At 70.1% G+C, this 21,260-nt stretch carries 19 protein-coding genes; all 19 read right to left on the reverse strand.

The features are described 5' to 3' along the window. Nucleotides 1–3: 3 nt before the first annotated feature. The gene (gene atpD / locus ACFY12_RS01590) at nt 4–1,446 is read right to left on the reverse strand and encodes a F0F1 ATP synthase subunit beta (protein ID WP_390713673.1); all 1,443 of its coding nucleotides are present in this window, start codon (nt 1,444–1,446) and stop codon (nt 4–6) included. A 5-nt stretch (nt 1,447–1,451) separates the two neighbouring features. Then, the gene (locus ACFY12_RS01595) at nt 1,452–2,372 is read right to left on the reverse strand and encodes a F0F1 ATP synthase subunit gamma (RefSeq protein ID WP_390713674.1); all 921 of its coding nucleotides are present in this window, start codon (nt 2,370–2,372) and stop codon (nt 1,452–1,454) included. A gap of 20 nt (nt 2,373–2,392) precedes the next feature. Further along, complete coding sequence (atpA, locus tag ACFY12_RS01600) at nt 2,393–3,982, reverse strand: F0F1 ATP synthase subunit alpha (protein ID WP_390713675.1); 1,590 nt, start codon at nt 3,980–3,982, stop codon at nt 2,393–2,395. A gap of 120 nt (nt 3,983–4,102) precedes the next feature. Further along, nucleotides 4,103–4,918, reverse strand: a complete 816-nt coding sequence (locus ACFY12_RS01605) for a F0F1 ATP synthase subunit delta (RefSeq protein ID WP_390713676.1) — start codon at nt 4,916–4,918, stop codon at nt 4,103–4,105. Beyond that, entirely contained in the window at nt 4,915–5,463 is a 549-nt protein-coding gene (locus ACFY12_RS01610; RefSeq protein WP_390714339.1) for a F0F1 ATP synthase subunit B, read from the reverse strand. The genes ACFY12_RS01605 and ACFY12_RS01610 overlap by 4 nt, the downstream gene beginning before the upstream one ends. 63 nt (nt 5,464–5,526) lie before the next feature. Continuing rightward, nucleotides 5,527–5,766 (reverse strand): ATP synthase F0 subunit C, encoded by a 240-nt coding sequence (gene atpE, locus ACFY12_RS01615; RefSeq protein WP_003981314.1) that lies wholly within the window; start codon nt 5,764–5,766, stop codon nt 5,527–5,529. A gap of 83 nt (nt 5,767–5,849) precedes the next feature. Next, nucleotides 5,850–6,647: a F0F1 ATP synthase subunit A gene (gene atpB / locus ACFY12_RS01620; RefSeq protein ID WP_390714340.1), complete on the reverse strand. Its 798-nt coding sequence runs from the start codon at nt 6,645–6,647 to the stop codon at nt 5,850–5,852. A 279-nt stretch (nt 6,648–6,926) separates the two neighbouring features. Beyond that, a complete protein-coding gene (locus ACFY12_RS01625; RefSeq protein WP_390713677.1) occupies nt 6,927–7,364 on the reverse strand; it encodes a hypothetical protein in 438 nt (145 codons plus the stop codon). Nucleotides 7,365–7,652: 288 nt separating this feature from the next. After that, nucleotides 7,653–8,984, reverse strand: coding sequence for an MraY family glycosyltransferase (locus tag ACFY12_RS01630; RefSeq protein ID WP_390713678.1), 1,332 nt, complete (start codon nt 8,982–8,984; stop codon nt 7,653–7,655). A 257-nt stretch (nt 8,985–9,241) separates the two neighbouring features. Next, complete coding sequence (gene glyA, locus ACFY12_RS01635; RefSeq protein ID WP_390713679.1) at nt 9,242–10,597, reverse strand: serine hydroxymethyltransferase; 1,356 nt, start codon at nt 10,595–10,597, stop codon at nt 9,242–9,244. 289 nt (nt 10,598–10,886) lie between these two features. After that, complete coding sequence (locus ACFY12_RS01640; RefSeq protein ID WP_390713680.1) at nt 10,887–11,564, reverse strand: protein-tyrosine-phosphatase; 678 nt, start codon at nt 11,562–11,564, stop codon at nt 10,887–10,889. Next, on the reverse strand, nt 11,561–12,208 hold the full coding sequence (locus tag ACFY12_RS01645; protein ID WP_390713681.1) for an L-threonylcarbamoyladenylate synthase: 648 nt from the start codon (nt 12,206–12,208) through the stop codon (nt 11,561–11,563). The genes ACFY12_RS01640 and ACFY12_RS01645 overlap by 4 nt, the downstream gene beginning before the upstream one ends. A gap of 52 nt (nt 12,209–12,260) precedes the next feature. Next, nucleotides 12,261–13,106, reverse strand: a complete 846-nt coding sequence (gene prmC / locus ACFY12_RS01650; protein WP_390713682.1) for a peptide chain release factor N(5)-glutamine methyltransferase — start codon at nt 13,104–13,106, stop codon at nt 12,261–12,263. Between the two features lie 205 nt (nt 13,107–13,311). Next, the gene (prfA, locus tag ACFY12_RS01655; RefSeq protein ID WP_390713683.1) at nt 13,312–14,391 is read right to left on the reverse strand and encodes a peptide chain release factor 1; all 1,080 of its coding nucleotides are present in this window, start codon (nt 14,389–14,391) and stop codon (nt 13,312–13,314) included. A 133-nt stretch (nt 14,392–14,524) separates the two neighbouring features. Then, entirely contained in the window at nt 14,525–14,746 is a 222-nt protein-coding gene (rpmE, locus tag ACFY12_RS01660; protein WP_390713684.1) for a 50S ribosomal protein L31, read from the reverse strand. A gap of 184 nt (nt 14,747–14,930) precedes the next feature. Next, a complete protein-coding gene (locus ACFY12_RS01665) occupies nt 14,931–16,052 on the reverse strand; it encodes an LCP family protein (RefSeq protein ID WP_390713685.1) in 1,122 nt (373 codons plus the stop codon). A 349-nt stretch (nt 16,053–16,401) separates the two neighbouring features. Further along, a complete protein-coding gene (gene rho, locus ACFY12_RS01670) occupies nt 16,402–18,429 on the reverse strand; it encodes a transcription termination factor Rho (protein WP_390713686.1) in 2,028 nt (675 codons plus the stop codon). Between the two features lie 375 nt (nt 18,430–18,804). Then, on the reverse strand, nt 18,805–19,722 hold the full coding sequence (gene thrB, locus ACFY12_RS01675) for a homoserine kinase (RefSeq protein ID WP_390713687.1): 918 nt from the start codon (nt 19,720–19,722) through the stop codon (nt 18,805–18,807). 450 nt (nt 19,723–20,172) lie between these two features. Then, nucleotides 20,173–21,258, reverse strand: a complete 1,086-nt coding sequence (thrC, locus tag ACFY12_RS01680; RefSeq protein WP_390713688.1) for a threonine synthase — start codon at nt 21,256–21,258, stop codon at nt 20,173–20,175. Nucleotides 21,259–21,260: the final 2 nt, after the last annotated feature.

The raw sequence follows: 21,260 nt of genomic DNA on the forward strand, positions 1-21,260 counted from the left end.
GGGTCAGGAGACGCCCAGCTCCTTGGCGTTGTTCTTCAGGTCCTCGAGGCCACCGCACATGAAGAAGGCCTGCTCGGGGAAGTGGTCGTACTCACCGTCGGCGATCGCGTTGAACGCGGCGATCGACTCGTCCAGCGGCACGTCCGAGCCGTCGACACCGGTGAACTGCTTCGCCACGTGGGTGTTCTGCGACAGGAACCGCTCGATGCGACGGGCGCGGTAGACGGTGAGCTTGTCCTCCTCACCGAGCTCGTCGATACCGAGGATGGAGATGATGTCCTGGAGGTCCTTGTACTTCTGCAGGATCGTCTTGACGCGCGAGGCGCAGTCGTAGTGGTCCTGCGAGATGTAGCGGGGGTCCAGGATCCGGGACGTCGAGTCCAGCGGGTCGACCGCCGGGTAGATGCCCTTCTCCGAGATCGGACGCGAGAGAACGGTGGTCGCGTCCAGGTGGGCGAAGGTGGTCGCCGGCGCCGGGTCGGTCAGGTCGTCCGCGGGGACGTAGATCGCCTGCATCGAGGTGATCGAGTGACCACGGGTCGAGGTGATGCGCTCCTGGAGGAGACCCATCTCGTCGGCCAGGTTCGGCTGGTAACCCACCGCGGACGGCATCCGGCCGAGCAGGGTCGAGACCTCGGAGCCGGCCTGCGTGAAGCGGAAGATGTTGTCGATGAAGAACAGCACGTCCTGCTTCTGGACGTCACGGAAGTACTCGGCCATGGTGAGGCCGGCCAGCGCGACGCGCAGACGGGTGCCCGGGGGCTCGTCCATCTGACCGAAGACCAGCGCGGTCTTGTCGATGACGCCGGAGTCCGTCATCTCCTCGATGAGGTCGTTGCCCTCACGGGTGCGCTCGCCGACACCGGCGAACACCGACACACCGTCGTGGTTGTTGGCCACGCGGTAGATCATTTCCTGGATCAGAACGGTCTTGCCGACACCGGCACCACCGAACAGACCGATCTTGCCGCCCTTGACGTACGGGGTCAGCAGGTCGATGACCTTGACGCCGGTCTCGAACATCTCGGTCTTGGACTCGAGCTGGTCGAAGGACGGGGCCTTGCGGTGGATCGGCCAGCGCTCGGTGACCTCGGCCTCGGCCTCCGGCTTGTTCAGGATCGTGCCAAGGGTGTTGAACACCTTGCCCTTGGTGATGTCACCGACGGGCACGGTGATGCCGGTGCCGGTGTCGGTGACCGGGGCCTGGCGGACCAGGCCGTCGGTGGGCTGCATGGAGATCGCACGGACCAGGCCCTCGCCCAGGTGCTGGGCGACCTCGAGGGTCAGGGTCTTCTTGGCACCGGCCTCGGCCGGGTCCGCGACCTCGACGGTCAGCGCGTTGTAGATGTCCGGCATCGCGTCGACGGGGAACTCCACGTCGACGACCGGGCCGATGACCCGGGCGACGCGGCCCGTGGCAGCGGCCGTCTCAACAGTGGTGGTCATAGTGTTCAGTCACTCCCCGCGGTCGCGTCGGCCAGTGCGGCACTGCCACCGACGATCTCGCTGATTTCCTGGGTGATTTCGGCCTGGCGGGCCGCGTTGGCAAGCCGCGAGAGCGACTTGATGAGCTCTTCCGCGTTGTCGGTCGCCGACTTCATCGCACGCCGGGTGGCGGCGTGCTTGGAGGCGGCGGCCTGCAGAAGCGCGTTGTAGATCCGCGACTCGACGTACCGCGGCAGCAGGGCGTCCAGGACGTCCTCGGCCGACGGCTCGAAGTCGAACAGCGGGAGGAGCTCGCCCTTGGACGTGCCCTCCTCCGACGCGGCCGGCTTCGCGAGGCTGAGCGGCAGCAGGCGGTCGTCGAGTGCGGTCTGCGTCATCATCGAGACGAACTCGGTGTAGACGATGTGGAGTTCGTCCACCCCGCCCTCGGCGGTGTCCCGCTGCACGGCCTCGATCAGCGGTGCGGCGATCGCCTTGGCGTCCCCGTACGTCGGGCTGTCGGTGAAGCCGGTCCACGACTCCGTGACCTTGCGGTCACGGAAGGCGTAGTACGACACACCCTTGCGGCCGACGATGTAGACGTCGACCTCCTTGCCCTCGGCCTTGAGCCGCTCGGTGAGCTGCTCCGCGGCCTTGATCACGTTGGAGGAGTAGCCGCCGGCCAGACCGCGGTCGCTCGTGATGAGCAGCAGCGCGGCCCGGGTCGGGTTCTCCGCCTCGGTCGTCAGGGCGTGCTGGGTGGTCGAGCCCGTGGCAACCGCCGTCACCGCGCGGGTCAGCTCACTCGCGTACGGCGTCGACGCCGCCACCTGGCGCTGCGCCTTGACGACGCGCGAGGCGGCGATCATCTCCATCGCCTTGGTGATCTTCTTGGTCGCGGTGACGGAGCGGATGCGACGCTTGTAGACCCGGAGCGTGGCTCCCATGGATCAGGTCCCTTCCGTCGTCACTTGCTGGTGGCGGGGGTGTCCTCGCCGAGCAGCTTGCCGTCCGAGGTCTCGAACTGCCGCTTGAAGCCTTCGACGGCCTCGGAGATCGCGCCGATGGTGTCGTCCGACATCTTGGCGCCCTCGCGGATGCTGGTCAGCAGGTCCTTCTTCTCCCGGTGGAGGTGGTCGAGGAGCTCGCGCTCGAAGCGGCGGATGTCCTCGACCGGGACGTCGTCCATCTTGCCGTTGGTGCCGGCCCAGATGGAGACGACCTGGTCCTCGACCGCGAACGGGGCGTACTGGCCCTGCTTGAGCAGCTCGGTCATGCGCTTACCGCGCTCCAGCTGCGCCTTGGAGGCCGCGTCCAGGTCGGAACCGAAGGCGGCGAACGCCTCCAGCTCGCGGTACTGGGCGAGGTCCACGCGGAGCCGGCCGGAGACCTGGCGCATGGCCTTGTGCTGGGCGGAACCACCGACACGGGAGACGGAGATACCGACGTTCAGCGCCGGGCGCTGGCCCGCGTTGAACAGGTCCGACTCCAGGAAGCACTGGCCGTCGGTGATGGAGATGACGTTGGTCGGGATGAACGCCGACACGTCGTTCGCCTTGGTCTCGACGATCGGCAGACCGGTCATCGAACCGGCGCCCATGTCGTCGGAGAGCTTGGCGCAGCGCTCCAGCAGACGCGAGTGCAGGTAGAAGACGTCACCCGGGTAGGCCTCACGGCCCGGCGGGCGGCGCAGCAGCAGGGACACGGCGCGGTAGGCGTCGGCCTGCTTCGAGAGGTCGTCGAAGATGATCAGGACGTGCTTGCCCTGGTACATCCAGTGCTGGCCGATGGCCGAGCCGGTGTAGGGCGCCAGGTACTTGAAGCCCGCCGGGTCGGACGCCGGGGCGGCGACGATGGTGGTGTACTCCAGGGCGCCGGCCTCCTCCAGCGCGCCGCGCACGGACGCGATGGTGGAGCCCTTCTGGCCGATGGCGACGTAGATGCAGCGGACCTGCTTCTTCGGGTCGCCCGAGCGCCAGTTGTCGCGCTGGTTGATGATCGTGTCGACGGCCAGGGCGGTCTTGCCGGTCTGGCGGTCACCGATGATCAGCTGACGCTGGCCGCGGCCGATCGGCACCATCGAGTCGACGGCCTTGTAGCCGGTCTCCATCGGCTCGTGCACCGACTTACGGACCATGACGCCCGGGGCCTGCAGCTCCAGGGCGCGGCGGCCCTCGGTCTCGATCTCGCCGAGGCCGTCGATCGGGTTGCCCAGCGGGTCGACGACGCGGCCGAGGTAGCCCTCGCCCACGGCGACCGAGAGCACCTCGCCGGTGCGCTGCACCGACTGGCCCTGCTCGATGCCGCTGAACTCACCGAGGATGACCGCACCGATCTCGCGCTCCTCCAGGTTCAGCGCAAGACCGAGCGTGCCGTCCTCGAACTTCAGCAGCTCGTTCGCCATCGTCGAGGGGAGGCCCTCGACGTGTGCGATGCCGTCACCGGCATCGCTAACCGTGCCGACCTCCTCGCGCGAGGCCGCGTCCGGCTTGTACGCCTGGACGAAGTTCTCCAGCGCGTCCCGGATCTCCTCCGGCCGGATCGTGAGCTCCGCCATCTGGGTTCCCTGCTCTCCTTGTTGGGCCCGAAGTTACGTGCGGGGTCTGGGGGCTGGTCCCCCAGGGTTTCCGCTTACGGCCCAACTCGGGCCGCCGTCATGCTTGTGTTGGTGGCTGGTTCAGCCGGCCATCCGCTGGGACACCTCGTCGAGGCGCTCCGCGATGGTCCCGTTGATGGCCTCGTCGCCGATCCGGACCTGGACGCCGCCGAGGACCTCGGGGTCCACGTCGAGGTTCAGGTGGATCTGCCGCCCGTACAGCGTGGTCAGGGCGGCACCCAGGCGCTGCCGCTGCCCGTCGCTGAGGGGCACCGCGGTGGTGACCACCGCGACCATCCGGTCCCGGCGGCTCGCCGCCAGCTTGGCGAGGGCTTCGAGCCCTGCCTCCAGGCTACGGCCCCGCGGCTGTGCGACAAGACGGGTCACGATCCGCTCGGTGACCGGGTCGGCCCGGCCGCCCAGCAGGGACCGCAGCAGCTCCGTCTTGGCCGCGACCGTCGCGTTCCGGTCGGTCAGCGCGCGACGCAGCTCGCCGTTGGAGGCGATGATCCGGCCGAACCGGAACAGCTCGTCCTCGACGTCGTCGAGCGCGCCGGTCCGCTGGGCCGCGACGAGGTCGGCGCTGTACGCCTGCTCCTCGATCGCGTCCGCCAGGTCACGCGAGCGCGACCAGCGGGAGCGGACCAGGCCGGTCACCAGGTCGACGGCCGGGCCGCCGATCTGGCTGCCGAGCAGCCGCCGGGCCAGCTCGGCGCGGGCCTCGCCGGCCTGCGCCGGGTCGGTGAGGACCCGACGCAGCGACACCTCGCGGTCGAGCAGAGCGGTGACGGCAGCCAGCTCCTCGGCGAGCTTCGCGGCGTCGACGGAGGCGTTGTCCGTCAGCGCGTTGAGAGCCTCGCGTGCGGAGGCGAGTGCCTCGCGGCTCGCTCCGTTCATCGGCCGGCCTCAGCCTTCGTCGCGTCCGTCGCCGCCTTGGCCTCGAGCTCGTCGAGGAAGCGGTCGATGGTCCGGCTCTGCCGGGCGTGGTCCTCGAGGGACTCGCCGACGAGCTTGCCGGCCAGTTCGGTGGCGAGCTTGCCCACGTCCTGGCGCAGCGACTGCGCGGCCGAGTTGCGGTCCGCCTCGATCTGGGCGTGGCCGGCAGCGATGATCTCCTCACGCTGCCGCTGGCCCTCGGCGCGCATCTCAGCGATGAGCGTCGCGCCCTGCTCCTGCGCCTCCTGGCGCAGACGCGCGGCCTCGTGGCGGGCGTCGGCGAGCTGGACCCGGTAGTCCTCGAGGACCTGCTGAGCCTCGGCCTGGGCGGCCTCGGCCTTCTCCATGCCGCCCTCGATCGCCGCACGGCGCTCGTCCAGAACCTTGTTGATGTTCGGGAGGAGCTTCTTGGCGAGGAAACCGAAGACGATGAAGAAGGCAACCAGGCCGATGACCAGCTCTGGAATCGGCGGGAAGAGGGGGTTCTCCGGAACCTCCGCCGCCATGTGCACCAGGGGGTTCACATCAGTGCCTTCCGTCTGAATGGACGTCGTCAGTGCGTGCCGCGATTAGGACGGGTACGCGTAACCCATGACGATGCCGATGAGGGCCAGCGCCTCGCAGAAGGCGAAGCCCATGATCTGGTTGGTACGGATCAGGCCGGCCGCCTCGGGCTGACGGGCCAGGGCCTGGGTGCCGTTACCGAAGATGATGCCGACGCCGACGCCGGGGCCGATGGCGGCGAGACCGTAGCCGATGGAGGCGACGTTGCCCTTGAGGCCGGCAGCGAGTTCAAGAGTCGCGGACATGCCGTGTCTTCCTTCTCTTTCATGGACCGGTGGGGGTTGGCCACCGGACTTCTGTACGGGCTGGTGGAGCGGAACCGGGGGGCTCAGTGGTGCTCGGCGAGCGCGCCCTGGATGTAGTTACAGGCCAGGAGCACGAAGATGTACGCCTGGATGGCCTGGATGAACACCTCGAAGGCGGTCATCACGATGGTCATCACGAACGAGACGCCCGCGTAGGCGATTCCGATGCCGTTCAGCATGTACCAGCTGGCCACGGTGAACATCAGGATCAGCATGTGGCCCGCGAACATGTTCGCGAAGAGCCGGACCGCGTGCGTGAAGGGCCGGATGATCAGGTGCTGGAGGAGCTCCAGGAACATGATCAGCGGGAGAACCCAGCCGAGCGACTTGTCGTAGCCGCTCAGGTTCTTCAGACCGCCGACGAAACCCTGCCGCTTGAACGTCAGGCCGAGCCAGGTGATGTAGACCACCAGGGCGAGGCCGAGGGGGAAGGCGATGATCGACGTCACCGGGAACTGGGCGATCGGGATGATCGACCAGAGGTTCATGATCCACACGAAGAAGAACAGCGAGACCATGAAGGGGACGTACTTCTCGCCCTCCTTCTTCCCCAGGGCGTCGTAGACGAGACCCCGGCGCACGAAGTCGTAACCCGCCTCACCGATCATCTGCAGCTTGCCGGGCACCACCTTGGCGCGGCCGAAGGCGGCCCAGAAGAACCCCACCACGACGACCGTGCTGAGCGCGGCCAGCAGCATCGGCTTGTTGATCTCGTAGCCACCGATGGTGAAAAGGGGCTCGAAGACGAACGAATGAAGGCCCGGGGCCTCGAAGCCACACCCCGGAATAAAGAGATGGCACTCCGTGTCGAAGGCGAGCATCGTTTCAGCACTCACCGCGAGCTCCTTCAGCGTGGCGCATGGGTACGGCAACCTCGTTGTGTCGGCGCGGCGTTGAGCCACGGAGCGGCACTGGACTGGTCTTACGGATTGAGGGGCGGCTGGCCGGCTCGGGGCCGGGCCGGATCACAGGTATCGGCCGGGAGCTTCGCCCGCCCCGTCCCGTGGAAGTCGGGAGCTCAGCCACCTGCGCCGACTGCGCCGCAGTTGGCACCGGACGATAGCAGGCCCTGGCTAGGGCTTTTATCCCGGCCCTACGTGTCACGTCGGCGACCCCGCTGCCTCCGCCTTGCTCGTGTCGGCGGAGTCGGGATTCACATACAGAATCTTTGCCTTCATGTGCCCGTGCGTCTGTGCGGCGATCCACACCAGCACCGTCGCGAGCAACGTGAAAGCGAACGCCCTGGTGTTGAAGAGCGTGGTGTCCTTGAAGATCGCCATGAAGACCACAACAAGCAGGATCTGCACGGCGTACAGCATGAGTCCCATCATCTGGAACAGCTGCGGAAGCGATTTGGCGGTCCGCTGCAGCACCACCAGGCCCGAGCCCATCACCAGCAGCACAAGAGCTGCGCCGACCACGGCGCCGACCACTCCGTGCGCCCCCGCGACCACCGCGCTCACTCCGACCGCGACAACGGCGGCGGCGAGCGTGGGTACAGCGGCGTGAAGGAGTAGTCGGGCGTCATTCGACTGCATGGCGGCGCTCCGGCAAAGGGTGGGGGATGTCGTCAGGGACGAGCGTAGACCCGACGTGAGGCACAGCCTGCGGCCGAGGGCCCGTCGCAGTACGGTCCTTCGGCTCTGTCGCCGGGTTTCGTGAACGGTATCACAAACTATTTGATGAGGTCTTTACCTGCCTGGTGTGGACCCTGTCACACCTGAGCGTGAACGCGCGCGTTGGTGCACTGACGGCCGGAATTTTGTCTGGTATTCGGTCGATCGATCCGGTTTTCGCCCCTCGTTCGAGCGAGCGAAACACGGGCCTCAGCGGTGACTTCCCGCCTTACGCCGGTCCACGAATCGTGACCGGTCGCCGATCGCGGTGGCCCCGTGCACACCCGCGGGAACCGGTTCGCGCTCCCGCTCCCCCTCCGTCGCACCGGCGGAGCCATCCGTCGCCGGCGCCCCCTCCGTACGGACGACCCTGCGGTAGCGGGGCGGCACCATCCGCTCGGCCCAGCGCGGCGCCCGCGGCGTGAAGCGCGGCAGCAGGAGCAGCACCAGGCCCACCGCGCTCAGCAGGACGATGCCCAGCACGATCCACATGCTGGCGTTGTTCGCCGAGTAGGCGACCGCGCCGAACGCGATCAGCGCCGACCAGAAATACATGATCAGCACGGCCCGGCTGTGCGAATGGCCGATTTCCAGCAGCCGGTGGTGCAGATGGCCGCGGTCGGCGGCGAACGGCGACTGGCCCTTCCACGTCCGCCGCACGATCGCCAGGATCAGGTCCGCGACCGGCACCGCGATCACCGTCAGCGGCAGCAGCAGCGGGATGTAGACCGGCACCATCGCGTGCGTGGCCTCGCGCAGACCGCCCGCCTTCAGGTTGAACGCGTCCGGGTCGACCTGGCCGGTCACCGAGACCGCGCCGGCCGCCATCACCAGACCGATCAGCATCGACCCCGAGTCCCCCATGAAGATCCGGGCCGGGTGCATGTTGTGCGGCAGGAAGCCCAGGCACATCCCCATCAGGACGACCGAGAACAGCGTTGCGGGCGCGGCCGCCTCGATGCCGTACCCGAACCACATCCGGTACGCGTACATGAAGAACGCGGCGGCGGCGATGCACACCATGCCGGAGGCCAGCCCGTCGAGGCCGTCCACGAAGTTCACCGCGTTGATCGTGATCACGACCAGCGCGACGGTCAGCAGCGTGCCCTGCATCGGAGTGAGCGAGACGGTGCCGACGCCGGGGACCGGGATCCACAGGATCGTCAGGCCCTGGAGCACCATCACACCCGCGGCGATCATCTGGCCGCCCAGCTTGACCAGCGCGTCCACACCCCACTTGTCGTCCAGGACGCCGAGGATCCAGATCAGTGCGGCACCGGAGAGCAGCGCCCGCGGCTCGTTGGAGTCGAAGACGCTCTTGAGGTTGGCCAGATGCGAGGCGACCAGCAGACCGGCGCACAGCCCGCCGAACATCGCGATCCCGCCGAGCCGTGGTGTCGGCTCGCGGTGCACATCACGCGCACGGATCTCCGGCATCGCACCGGCCGCGATCGCGAACTTCCGCACCGGCCCGGTCAGCAGATAGGTGACCGCGGCCGTGACGCACAGCGTCAGCAGGTATTCACGCACAGGCTGCCCCACAGGTATAGCTGGCCATCACAGCCCCACACCCTATGCGTGTCGGGCCCCTGGCCGTGAACACAGGAGCCGCGGAATGCCGGAACCGCGAATACCGGACAAGACGCGGCCGCGCCGGCGGACGGTTCCCGCCCGTCGTCCGGCGTCGGGTTTCCGCCACTCCCGCGGGGGCCTTCCGCCCCTCCCCCGGGTCCAGGTCCCGGTCCCGCCGCTCACCCGGGGCCGGCTTCCGCCACTCCCCCGGGTCCGGGTCCCGCCGCTCACCCGTGGTCGGGGTACGGCGGGAATCCGTGCACCAGGGCGACGGTCCGGGCGCGGGCCGTGCCGTCCTCCCGCAGCGCCGCCGCCATCAGCTCGGCGACCGTCGCCATCTCCGCCTCGCCCATCCCCTGGGTCGTCACCGCGGCGGTGCCCAGCCGCAGGCCGGTGCGCCGGTCCGTGGCCGCGTCGGCGCCGGGCAGCGCGCAGGTGTCCAGCACGATTCCGGCGGCCGCCAGCCGGCCGCGGGCGGTGCGCGCGTCCAGCCCGAGGGGAGCCGGGTCGGCGGTGATCAGGTGGGTGTCCGTACCGCCGGTGGTGATCGCCAGCCCCTGCCCGGCCAGCGCCTCGGCGAGCGCCCCGGCGTTGACGGTCACCTGATGGGCGTACGTGCGGAAGCCGGGCGCGGCGGCCTCCCGGAAGGCGACGGCCTTGGCGGCGATCGCGTTCATCTGCGCACCCCCTTGGGTGAACGGGAAGACCGCACGGTCGATCCGCTCGGCGAGCCCGCCGCCGCACAGGATCATCCCGCCGCGCGGGCCGCGCAGCACCTTGTGGGTGGTGCCGCACACCACATGCGCGTACGGGACCGGGCTGGGCGCCGCTCCCCCGGCGATCAGCCCGAGCGGGTGCGCGACGTCCGCGATCAGATACGCGCCGGTCTCATCGGCGATATCGCGGAAGGCGGCGTAGTCGATGTGCCGGGGGTAGGAGATCGAGCCGCAGACGATCGCCTTGGGCCGGTGGGTGCGGGCCAGGGCGGCGATCGCGTCGTAGTCCAGCAGCCCGGTCCCGCCGTCGACGCCGTAGCCGACGAAGTGGAACCAGCGGCCGGAGAAGTTGGCGGGCGATCCGTGGGTGAGGTGCCCGCCGTGCGGCAGGGACATCGCCAGGACGGTGTCACCGGGGCGCAGCAGGGCCGCGTAGGCGGCCAGAACGGCCGAAGACCCGGAGTGGGACTGGACGTTGGCGTGTTCGGCGCCGAACAGGGCCTTGGCGCGCTCCACCGCGATCCGCTCGGCGAGGTCGACGATCTCGCAGCCGCCGTGGTGCCGGGCGCCTGGGTATCCCTCCGCGTACTTGTTGCCCAGCGGGGAGCCGAGGGCGGCCATCACGGCCGGTGAGGTGAAGTTCTCCGCGGCGATCAGCTGCAGCCCGTCGCTCTGCCGGGCGCTCTCGCCGAGCAGGACGCCGGCGATCTCCGGGTCCTGGCGCAGCAGGGCGGCGAAGTCCGGCCCGCCGGCCGGCCGGGTGGCGCCGTCGGGGGCGGCCGCCCGGGCCCGTTCCTCGACCGTCCCGGCGGCCGGGCCGCGGCCGGCCGGGGACTCGCTGCGGGGTGACGCGGTGGTGGCGGGCATGGCTGGCTCCGGGCCTCGTACGGGACTCACGTCCCAATGTAGGCGCGGTCCGCCGATCGGGCGCGGCGTACGGCCTCGCGCCGCCGGGGCCGGGTGGGGGAGACGGCCCTTACGGGTTGGTCGAACAGATCCCTTAGGGGACGCGAGCCCCCCTTGCGGGCCACAACCGGCAAGGGCCGGGGCGTATTCCCGTGTCTGCGCCGGGCCCGGGGCGTTTCCCGTTTCTGCGCCTGGGCCTCTGCCGGAAGTCCCCAGGCCCGCGCGTCCGCGTCAGGCCCGCGTGTCCGCGTCAGGCCCGGGCCGGGACGCCCGTGAGGGCGGTGACGACCGGGTCCAGGGCCTGGTTGATCTCGTCGCCGATGGACCGGAAGAAGGTGATGGGGGCGCCGTAGGGGTCGTGGACCTCGTCGGACTCCGGGTTGGGCGCCAGCAGCCAGCCGCGCAGCGCCGCGGCGGCTCCGACCAGCGCACGGGCCCGCTCGACCAGCCCGCCGTCCGGCAGGTCCGGGTCGGGCTCGGGCAGCGTGGCGGGGTCTATGGCCCGCACCAGCCGGTTGAACTCCTTGAGCGTGAACGTGCGCAGCCCGGCGGAGTGGCCCATCGAGATGACCTGCGCCCGGTGGTCGCGGGTCGCGGTGAGCACCAGGTCGGCGCGGATGACGTGCTCGTCGAGCAGCTCGCGGCCGATGAAGCCGGCCGGGTCGGCGCCGTAGTCCCCGAGCACCGTGGCGGCGTGCGCCTCCATCGGGGCACCCTCGTGCCCCCAGGTGCCGGCGCTCTCCACGACCAGCCCACCACTGTGCGCCTCGCCGAGCCGCCGCTCCAGGGCATGGCGGTGCAGCCGCTCGGTGATCGGCGAGCGGCAGACATTGCCGGTGCTGACGTGGAGGATCCGGAAGACGGATGCCGGGGGTACCGGGTGGTGGTCGCCTGGTCCCGCTATGCCACGCCCCAGGGGCGCCATCAATTGGCCACCTCGAGCTCGGGTACCACCGTTCGCAGGTCGTCCGCGCTGACCGCGCCTTCGCGGAGCAGTACGGGCACCTTGCCGGTGACATCGACGATCGAGGACGGCACGGCGGCGGGCGTGGGGCCGCCGTCGAGGTACACGGAGACCGAGTCGCCCAGCATCTCCTGTGCGGCGTCGCAGTCCTGCGGGGCCGGGTGCCCGGTGAGGTTGGCGCTGGAGACGGCCATGGGGCCGAACTCGGTCAGCAGCTCGATGGCGACCGGGTGCAGCGGCATGCGCACGGCGACGGTGCCGCGGGTCTCGCCCAGGTCCCAGGCCAGCGACGGCTGGTGCCGGGCGACGAGGGTGAGGGCGCCGGGCCAGAAGGCGTCGACCAGCTCCCAGGCCTGCTCGGAGAAGTCGGTGACCAGGCCGTGCAGGGTGTTGGGGGATCCGACGAGGACCGGGGAAGGCATCCCGCGGCCGCGGCCCTTGGCCGCCAGCAGGTCGGCGACCGCCTCCGCGCTGAAGGCGTCCGCGCCGATGCCGTAGACGGTGTCGGTGGGCAGCACGACCAGTTCGCCGCGGCGGACGGCCGCGGCGGCCTCGCGCAGACCGGTCGCGCGGTCGGTCGCGTCGCTGCAGTCGTATCGCCGTGCCATCAGCGGTCCTCCTGATACCGAACGGTTGGGGGGTTCATCGGGGTGGTGGGCGTCATGGCGTCACCCGGCGCGCGGTGGCGAAACGGGGCCGGTTGTTGAGGTCGGGGTGGTCGGCCGCGTCGGCCCAGCCCCGCTCCTCGGCGAAGATCCACGGCACCTGTCCGCCCTGGGTGTCGGCGTGCTCGACGACGACCACGCCGCCGGGCCGCAGCAGCCGGTGTGCGGTCCGCTCGATGCCGCGGATGGTGTCCAGGCCGTCCTCGCCCGAGAACAGCGCGAGCTCGGGGTCGTGGTCGCGCGCCTCGGGTGCGACGTACTCCCACTCGGTCAGCGGGATGTACGGCGGGTTGGAGACGACCAGGTCGACCTGGCCGTCCAGTTCGGGGAGCGCGGTCAGCGCGTTGCCCTGATGGAGAACGACGCGGGACCCCTCGACGTTCTTGCGGGCGTACGCCAGGGCCTCGTCGGAGAGCTCCACGGCGTGCACCCGCGCGCGCGGCACCTCCTGCGCCAGCGCCAGCGCGATCGCCCCGGAGCCGGTGCACAGGTCGACGATGAGCGGCTCGACGACGTCCATGGCCCGTACGGCGTCTATCGCCCAGCCGACCACCGACTCGGTCTCCGGCCGGGGCACGAACACGCCCGGCCCGACGTGGAGTTCGAGGTAGCGGAAGAACGCCCGGCCGGTGATGTGCTGGAGCGGCTCCCGTGCCTCGCGGCGGGCGATCGCCTCCCAGTAGCGGGCGTCGAAGTCCGCGTCGGGGACCAGGTGCAGTTCGCCTCGTTTGACGCCGTGCACATGCGCGGCGAGCTCCTCGGCGTCGAAGCGCGGGGAGGGCACGCCGGCGTCGGCCAGCCGCTGGGTGGCCTGGGCCACCTCGGCGAGCAGCAGGTTCACGGGCCCTTCCTCCTAGTGCTGCGTCTTCATCGGCCGGGGTCCGGGGGCTCGCGGCGTCAGCCGCCGGTTTCACAGCCCCGGGGAGATGGTCTCCGGCCGGTACGTACAGGGTCTCTTGCGGGTCTTGCAGGTCTTACGGGGTGGTGCGGGTCCTACAGGTGGTGCGGGTCTTACAGGTCCTGCGGGTCCTGCGGGTCCGAGGGGGTCACTGCGCGGCGGCGAGCTTGGCCGCCGCGTCGGCGTCGACGCACGCCTGGATGACCGGGTCCAGCTCGCCGTCGAGCACCTGGTCCAAGTTGTACGCCTTGAAGCCCACACGGTGGTCCGAAATGCGGTTTTCCGGGAAGTTGTAGGTGCGGATGCGCTCGGAGCGGTCGACCGTGCGGACCTGGCTGCGCCGGGCGTCCGAGGCCTCGCGCTCGGCCTCCTCCTGGGCGGCGGCCAGCAGCCGGGAGCGCAGGATGCGCATCGCCTGCTCCTTGTTCTGCAGCTGGCTCTTCTCGTTCTGGCAGGAGACGACGATGCCGGTGGGCAGGTGGGTGATGCGCACCGCGGAGTCGGTGGTGTTGACGGACTGGCCGCCGGGCCCCGAGGAGCGGTAGACGTCGATCCGCAGGTCGTTGGCGACGATCTCGACCTCGACCTCCTCGGCCTCGGGCGTGACCAGCACACCGGCCGCGGAGGTGTGGATACGGCCCTGCGACTCGGTGGCGGGCACGCGCTGGACGCGGTGGACCCCGCCCTCGTACTTCAGCCGCGCCCAGACGCCCTGGCCGGGCTCGGTGGCGCCGCCCCCGCCCTTGGTCTTCACGGCGACCTGGACGTCCTTGTAGCCGCCGAGGTCGGACTCGTTGGAGTCGAGGATCTCGGTCTTCCAGCCGACCCGCTCGGCGTAGCGCAGGTACATCCGCAGCAGGTCGCCGGCGAACAGTGCGGACTCCTCGCCGCCCTCACCGGCCTTGACCTCGAGGATGACGTCCTTGTCGTCGCTGGGGTCCCGCGGGACGAGCAGCAGCCGCAGCTTCTCGGTGAGCTCCTCGCGGCGGACGTCGAGCTCCTTGACCTCGTCGGCGAAGTCCGGGTCGTCCGCGGCGAGCTCGCGGGCGGTCTCGATGTCCTCGCCGGTCTGCTTCCAGGCGCGGTACGTCGCGATGATCGGGGACAGCTCGGCGTAGCGCTTGTTGAGGCGCATGGCCTCGCGCTGGTCGGCGTGGACCGCGGGGTCGGCCAGCCGCTTTTCGAGATCGGCGTGCTCGCCGATCAGTTCTTCGACCGCCTCGAACATCGTGGGTTCCTCTGCTGGCTGTGGCTGCTGGCTGGCTGACCTGGTGGCTGCTGACGATGGCTACGACGAAACAAAGACGCCGGTCCGGTCGCCCCCGGGCAGGGGCGACCAGGAACCGGCGCCTTGAAAGTCGCTACTTCTTGGCAGTGGCGGCCTTGCCGAAGCGGGCCTCGAAGCGGGCCACGCGGCCGCCCGTGTCCAGGATCTTCTGCTTGCCGGTGTAGAACGGGTGGCACTCGGAGCAGATGTCGGCGCGGATGGTGCCGCCGGCAACGGTGCTACGGGTGGTGAAGGACGCGCCACAGGTGCAGCTGACCTGGGTCTCGACGTACTCCGGGTGGATGTCGCGCTTCAAGGGATTCTCCTAGGTTCGGGAGTGCACCGGGTCGTGTCGCGGGTTGCGTCACGTGAACCGGGGCCGACGGTCCAGTCTGCCAGGACTAGCCGTATCTCCCAAAACCGGGGGACCCGCGCAACTATTCCCGGCCGCTCGCGGGGCCCGCCGGACCCCCGGACGTCACGGTGCGCCGACCGCCCCGCTACTTCACGTAGTTACCGGTGCCGCCCTTGTCGCCGGCCGAGCCCTGGATCGCCGACTTGGGGATGTCCTTGTCCTGCTGCAGCGCCTGCCAGACCTGCTGGGACTGCCGCTCCAGCGGCACCACGCGGTCCGGGTTGGCGGCGTCCCCCGCCACCGGCAGGGTCACCATGTCGACGTTCTCCGAGCCGATGGCGCCCAGGCTCTTGGCCAGGCCGCTGAGCTCACCGATCGAGTTGAGGTCGGTGTCGGTGGTGATGGCCTTGGTGGCGGTTTCCGCGATGTTGTAGAGCTTGGTGGGGCTGGTGAGCAGCCCGATGCTCTTGACCTGGTTCATCAGGGCCTTGATGAACGCCTGCTGGAGCTGGATGCGGCCCAGGTCGCTGCCGTCGCCGCCGGGCACGCCGTGCCGGGTGCGCACGAGGCCGAGGGCCTTCTCGCCGTCGAGGGTGTGCTTGCCCGGCTGCAGGTTCAGGTGGCTGTACTTGTCGTCGATCGGTTTGGTGGTGGTGATGTCCACCCCGCCGAGCGCGTCGATGAGCTTCTTGAAGCCGGTGAAGTCCACCTCGACGAAGTGGTCCATCCGGATCTTGCTCAGGTTCTCGACGGTCTTCACGGCGCAGGGCGCGCCACCGACCTCGAACGCGGTGTTGAACATCGCCCGCCGCTGGCCGGGGACGGTCTTGCCGTTGGCGGTGCAGTCGGGCCGCTCGACGAGGGTGTCGCGCGGGATGCCGACGACGCTGGCCTTCTTGTGGCCCTTGTAGATGTGCACGATCATCGCCGTGTCGGAGCGGGCGCCGCCCTCGTCGCGGCCGTAGTCGCTGTTCTTGCCGGCGCGCGAGTCGGATCCCATGACGAGGATGTCCATCGAGCCGTCGTTGACGTTCTGGGGCCGGTCGGCGCCGAGGGCGGCGTTGATGTCGACGCCCTTCAGGTTGCCGTTGAGCTGGTAGTAGACGAATCCGAGTCCGGCGCCACCCAGCAGTACGACGCCGGCCAGCGCGCACAGGGAGACGGTGACTATTCGGCGGCGCCGGCTCGGTGTCTTGCGCCGGCGGCCGGTGGCACGTATGCCGCGGGAACGGCGTTCGGCCGTCGCGGTCCCGTTGCTGTCCGCCATCTGCTCCTCAGTCCTCGTTCGCTCGCTCGGCCCGGCCCTGGAGACACGGCCCACCCCCGCCGCGTCGTGCTGCGGGCGTCACGGCACGTTGCGCCTTGTCAGACGGGGGGTCGACGGGAAGGGTTGCACAGCGAAAGATGAGCGAACTCTTAGAAAAATCCGCGCCCGGTCGCCGGGCGCGCGCCGGCCGCACCCCGCTCACCTGGCCTTTCGTCCCGTTTTCGGCCATGGCCGAAAGCGTTCGCCGGAAGGGGATCTGTGCGGAACGTCTCAAGCCGGGCAGCACAGCGCCCCCCTCACCCGTAGGCGAGGGGGGCGCTGGTGACGGCGCCGGAGCGCGCGGGGGGCGTCAGTCGTTGCCGTTGCCCGCGGTCGGCGTCGTCTTCTGGATCTGGAGCAGGAACTCCGCGTTGGACTTGGTCTGCTTCATCTTGTCCAGCAGCAGCTCGATGGCCTGCTGCTGGTCCAGGGCGTGCAGCACCCGGCGCAGCTTCCAGACGATGGCCAGCTCGTCGCTGCCCATGAGGATCTCTTCCTTACGGGTGCTGGACGCGTCCACGTCCACCGCCGGGAAGATGCGCTTGTCCGAGAGCTTCCGGTCGAGCTTGAGCTCCATGTTGCCGGTGCCCTTGAACTCCTCGAAGATCACCTCGTCCATCCGCGAGCCGGTCTCGACCAGCGCGGTGGCCAGGATGGTCAGCGAGCCGCCGTCCTCGATGTTGCGCGCCGCGCCGAAGAACTTCTTCGGCGGGTAGAGCGCGGTGGAGTCGACACCACCGGACAGGATGCGGCCCGAGGCCGGGGCGGCGAGGTTGTACGCCCGGCCGAGACGGGTGATCGAGTCCAGCAGGACGACCACGTCGTGGCCCAGCTCCACCAGGCGCTTGGCGCGCTCGATGGCCAGCTCCGCGACCGTGGTGTGGTCCTCGGCGGGGCGGTCGAAGGTCGAGGAGATGACCTCGCCCTTGACCGACCGCTGCATGTCGGTGACCTCTTCCGGACGCTCGTCGACGAGGACGACCATCAGGTGGCACTCGGGGCTGTTGCGGGTGATCGCGTTGGCGATCGCCTGCATGATCATGGTCTTGCCGGTCTTCGGCGGAGCCACGATCAGACCGCGCTGGCCCTTGCCGATCGGCGAGACCAGGTCGATGATCCGGGTCGTCAGCCCGCCGGGCTCACCCTCCAGGCGCAGCCGCTCCTGCGGGTAAAGGGGCGTCAGCTTTCCGAAGTCCGGGCGCGCGCGGCCCTGTTCGGGCGCCATGCTGTTGACCGAGTCGAGCCGGACCAGCGCGTTGAACTTCTCGCGGCGCTCGCCGTCCTTGGGCTGCCGGACCGCGCCGGTGACGTGGTCGCCCTTGCGCAGGCCGTTCTTGCGGACCTGGGCGAGGGAGACGTAGACGTCGTTCGGGCCGGGCAGGTAGCCGGAGGTCCGGATGAACGCGTAGTTGTCGAGAATGTCGAGGATGCCGGCGACCGGGATCAGGACGTCGTCCTCGGCGATCTGCGGCTCGTTGCCGAAGTCGTCACGGCCGCGACGGCCCCGGCGGTCGCGGTAGCGGCCGCGGCGGCCGCGCCGGCCGCCCTCGAAGTCGTCGTCGTCGTCCCGGCGGTCGCGGTCGCGGTCCCGCTGACGCTGGCCGCCCTGGCCCCCCTGGCCACCGTCACCGGCGTCGCCCTTGCGGCGGTCGCGGTCACGGTCACGCCGTCCGCGCTCGCCCTTCGGGCCGCGCTCCTGGCGCTCGGTCTTGCCGGGCCGGCCCTCGCCGGTCTCCTGCGGGGCGGTCTCGGTCCTGGCCTCAGTCCTGGCCTCGGTCTTCACCTCGACCTTGGTGTCGGTCTTGAGGTCGCCCGAGGACTCCGGGCTGCCCGCGGCGGCGGTGGCCCGGCGCCGGCGGCGCTCACCGGCCGGCTGCTCGTCACTCACCGGCTGGCCGGGGATGTCGATCTGCTGCTGGGTGCCGGCCTGGTCCGCGGCCTTCTCGGCCTTGGCGGCCCGTCCGGCCTTCTCCGCCTTGGCGGCGGCCGGCTCCGCGGTGTCGTCACCGGTGCGGGCCTTGGAGGTGGTACGGCGCTTGGGCTTGGTCGCGGTCTCGGCGGGCGCGTCGGCCTTGGCGGCCGTGCCCGAGCCGGCCTGGGGAGTGCCCCCGGCCTGCCTCTCCTTGATGACCTCGATCAGCTGGCTCTTGCGCATCCGCGCGGTGCCCTTGATACCGAGGCCGGAGGCGACCTGCTGCAGCTCTGCCAGGACCATGCCGTCAAGGCCGGTGCCGGAACGGCGGCGACGTGTGGTTGCAGGCGCGGCGGGAGCGTCCGTGGCGGGCGTGGTGGCACTGCCATCGGTGCGCGCGCCCATCAGATCGGTGGTGTCGCTCACGAAGGGTCCTTCCCTGGAGCGGGCGTCGGCCTGTCTGGCTCGGCGACCGGTTGTGCTGTCCGGCCGGGTCCCTGTGGTGCTGCGGACCGGACCGGGGCGGTGGTCCCGCCGGAAGTGGCGGAAAGATCAGTTCATGGCTCCGGCGTGAAGAGATGCAGAGTGGCCCATGTCGTCACGCCGATTCCGGAGCGTGCTCACTTCTGCTCAGGCCATGTGCTCCAAGCAGATGGGGAAGCTCCCGGAAGAAAGTGGTCCCGATGGGGGACACGAAGCACCGCGCCGCTCAGGCGTCGGGTACTGACTTGAGGTTAACACTACCGGATCCAACAAACATTCCCCCTCTCCAAGACCGGCAATCGTCGATCAACCGTGTGATCACCCGGCGAGCGGCAGCACACAGGTGCCTGCCGCGTCGAGGGTCAGCCGGTTGGCCGCCCACCCCTCTCCCGCCAGTGCCGCGACCTTCTCGGCCGCGGCCTCGTCGACCAGCGCGAGCACCGTCGGGCCCGCGCCGGACACGACTGCGGGGACGCCGTCCGCGCGCAGCCGGTTCACCAGGGCCATGCTCTCCGGCATCGCCGGGGTGCGGTAATCCTGGTGAAGTCGGTCCTCGGTCGCGGCGAGCAGCAGCTCGGGGCGCCTGGTCAGGGCCTCGACGAGCAGTGCGGCACGACCTGCGTTGGCCGCCGCGTCCACATGCGGGACGGTGCGCGGCAGCAGTCCGCGGGCGGTCTCGGTGAGCACCGGCTTTCCGGGCACGAAGACCACCGGAACGATGGAATCGACGGGATCCATCCGGATCGCCCGGGCACTCCCGGTGTCCATCCAGGCGAGTGTGAAGCCGCCGAGCAGGCAGGCGGCGACGTTGTCGGGGTGGCCCTCGATCTCGGTGGCCAGCTCCAGCAGCGCGGCGTCGTCGAGCTTCTGCTCGCCGCCTATCGTCACGGCGCGGGCGGCGACGATACCGGCGCAGATGGCGGCCGAGGAGGAGCCCAGGCCACGGCCGTGCGGGATGCGGTTGGCGCAGACGATTTCCAGGCCGCGCGGCTGTCCGCCGAGCACCTCGAACGCGGTACGCATCGACCGTACGAGCAGGTGGTTCTCGTCGCGCGGCAGGGTGTCGGCGCCCTCCCCCGCGATGTCGATGTGCAGCCCGGAGTCGGCGACGCGCACCACGACATCGTCGTACAGGCCCAGGGAAAGTCCCAGGGCATCGAAGCCGGGGCCGAGATTGGCGCTGGTAGCGGGGGTGCGCACCCGGACGGCGGCGGCGCGGAACGCGGGACCGGCCATCGCTCGATGACTCTCCTTGATTGATGCTGCGGTACTGCCCCGGAGCGCCGCGGCACCGAGGTGCCCGGCCGGCTCGTGGGGTCTGTTCTGACCTGCCCTGAACACCACTGCGTTATGCCGTGGGGAGGGGAGTTGACTGCCAGCCTATCGAAGGAAGGTTCTGTCGCGACATAGGGCGCACAGGAGGCGCACGATGCGTGTCGCACACCTTCCCGCGCCCCGAGTTCACCGCGCGCTTCCTTCGCCGGGCTTTGCAGTCTTTGCACAGTTTGCTGTCGCGGGTGGCGGGACCCGCGGCGGCGCCGGGTGCGGAACGCTCACCGTCCCGCACCCGGCGCCCGCGTCTCCGCAGGTCGGACCGTACGGCCGTACCCTGCGCCACGCGGGCCGGAGCCTGTCCGACGGATCCGGCCCGGGCCCGTCGGACAGGCCCTGGACGAGGCCCAGGCCCTAGACGAGACCGAGGCGCTCGGCCGCGATGTCCGCGTCGATCGGCACCGTGACCGGCTGCGGCGCGCCGGCCACCGCCCAGTCCGGGTCCTTGAGGCCGTTGCCGGTGACCGTGCAGACGATGCGCTGGCCCGGGTCGACCTTGCCCTCCTCGGCGGCCTTGAGCAGACCGGCGACCGAGGCGGCCGAGGCGGGCTCCACGAAGACGCCCTCCCGCGCGGCCAACAGCCGGTACGCGGCGAGGATCTGACGATCCGTCACCTCGTCGATGAAGCCGCCGGACTCGTCCCGCGCGCGCTCCGCGTACGCCCACGAGGCGGGGTTGCCGATGCGGATCGCGGTGGCGATGGTGTGCGGGTCCTTGACGACCTCGCCCCGCACGAGCGGCGCGCTGCCGGAGGCCTGGAAACCCCACATCCGCGGGGTGCGGCCGGCGATCCGGTCGGCCGCGTACTCCTGATAGCCCTTCCAGTACGCGGTGATGTTGCCGGCGTTGCCGACGGGCAGCACATGGATGTCCGGCGCGTCGCCGAGCATGTCGACGATTTCGAAGGCGGCGGTCTTCTGGCCCTCGATCCGCACCGGGTTCACGGAGTTCACAAGTGCGACCGGGTAGTTCTCGGACAGGCCCCGGGCCAGCGTCAGACAGTCGTCGAAATTCCCGTCGACCTGGAGAATCTTCGCGCCGTGCACCAGCGCCTGGCCCATCTTGCCGAGCGCGATCTTGCCCCGCGGCACCAGCACGGCGCACACCATGCCGGCCCGGACCGCGTAGGCGGCGGCCGAGGCCGAGGTGTTGCCGGTGGAGGCGCAGATGACGGCCTTGGCGCCGTCCTCCTTGGCGCGGGTGATGGCCATCGTCATGCCCCGGTCCTTGAAGGAGCCGGTGGGGTTGGCGCCCTCGACCTTGAGATGCACCTCACAGCCGGTGCGCTCGGAGAGCACCTGCGCCGGTACGAGCGGCGTGCCGCCCTCCCGGAGGGTGACGACCTCGGTCGTGTCGCTGACCGGAAGCCGGTCACGGTATTCCTCGATGATTCCGCGCCACTGACGGCTTGTCGTGGTCACAGTGGACTTGGCAGACATGG

Origin of the sequence: Streptomyces sp. NPDC001339 (assembly GCF_042895955.1) — a bacterium.
Taxonomy (GTDB): domain Bacteria; phylum Actinomycetota; class Actinomycetes; order Streptomycetales; family Streptomycetaceae; genus Streptomyces.